We start from the raw sequence: 1,084 nt of genomic DNA on the forward strand, positions 1-1,084 counted from the left end.
GGGCGTAACACGCTCGTAAAGGTAGAAGGCGGAAGCTATGGTTACAGGGCTGTGGCTGCAAGCATGGGCTACCGTTGGCAAACAAGCGATGCCCATATAAGCACTTCGTACAGCGCGCAAGACGGGCACCGGCTTTACAACCGCAACACCCGATGGAGCATTGCGGCCAACTATGGGCTGCAAAACCCCAATGGACGTGTGGAAAATCGCACGTACCTGCACTTCACCTGGCTGAAATTCCAGTTTCCGGGGCCGCTCAACATGCAGCAACTGATGGACAACCCCAAGCAAGTTAACGCCGGCGTAGACCTTCCTTTCAGCATGGGGCCGAACGTTTTGCGCGATAAGCCTCGTCGTTTTGCGCGCATGATACGCGTGGCCAACCGCACGGGCATCCGCTTCAACGCCAACAGCGACCTCGTGACTGCCGTGTATTACCAATTACGCCGACGACCAATTTGTGTTCCCCATCACCATTTCCATCCCCCACTCGTACCATCACGACGGCGGACTGACCGTCGGCTACCGCCTCAACACAGGCAAACACAACCTGCGTGCAGGCCTTGTGGCATCGGCAGGACAAATAGACCGCCGCACCTATATCAATAAAGACGGGCTAGAATCGTTTATGTTCGCCCACGACAACCTGCAAGCGCGCAACCTGACCCTCTTCGCCGAAGACCTGATTAGGCTGACGTCGAAACTGAATGTCGTGGCCGATGCCCACCTCGTGTACAACGAGCGCAACAGCAGCGACCGCTTTCCACAACCCGACCTTCGGCCGTGGTACAGCCACATGTCCAAAAAGTACCGCTACTTTCGTTCGCAAAGCACAACGCTCAACCAGCACTTTTCGGCCTTCAATCCGCGCATAGGGCTGATATATAGCCCCTTTAAGGGCGAAGACGTGCAGCTGTTTGGCAACCTAAGCCGAAGTTACGAGCCGCCAACCTTCGACGAACTGGTTGGCACGGAGGTAACAACCAACATCAACACCAGTCCTAAGCGGCTTTACGCCATTGCCTTAGACAAGCAAACGGCCACCACCTTGGAACTGGGAAGTAAGGGACGGACCACACGCTTT

The 1,084-nt window shown here is 55.8% G+C and carries 1 protein-coding gene and 1 pseudogene; both read left to right on the forward strand.

Annotated features, from left to right (window positions below):
• Positions 1-609: pseudogene (locus BN93_RS18855) on the forward strand (hypothetical protein); the annotation flags it as partial.
• The coding region (locus BN93_RS18860) for a TonB-dependent receptor domain-containing protein (protein ID WP_394329937.1) at positions 566-1,084 on the forward strand (519 nt) is incomplete at its 3' end. The pseudogene BN93_RS18855 and the gene BN93_RS18860, both read left to right, overlap by 44 nt.

It is taken from the genome of Prevotella conceptionensis 9403948 (genome assembly GCF_000312305.1).
GTDB lineage: Bacteria > Bacteroidota > Bacteroidia > Bacteroidales > Bacteroidaceae > Prevotella > Prevotella conceptionensis.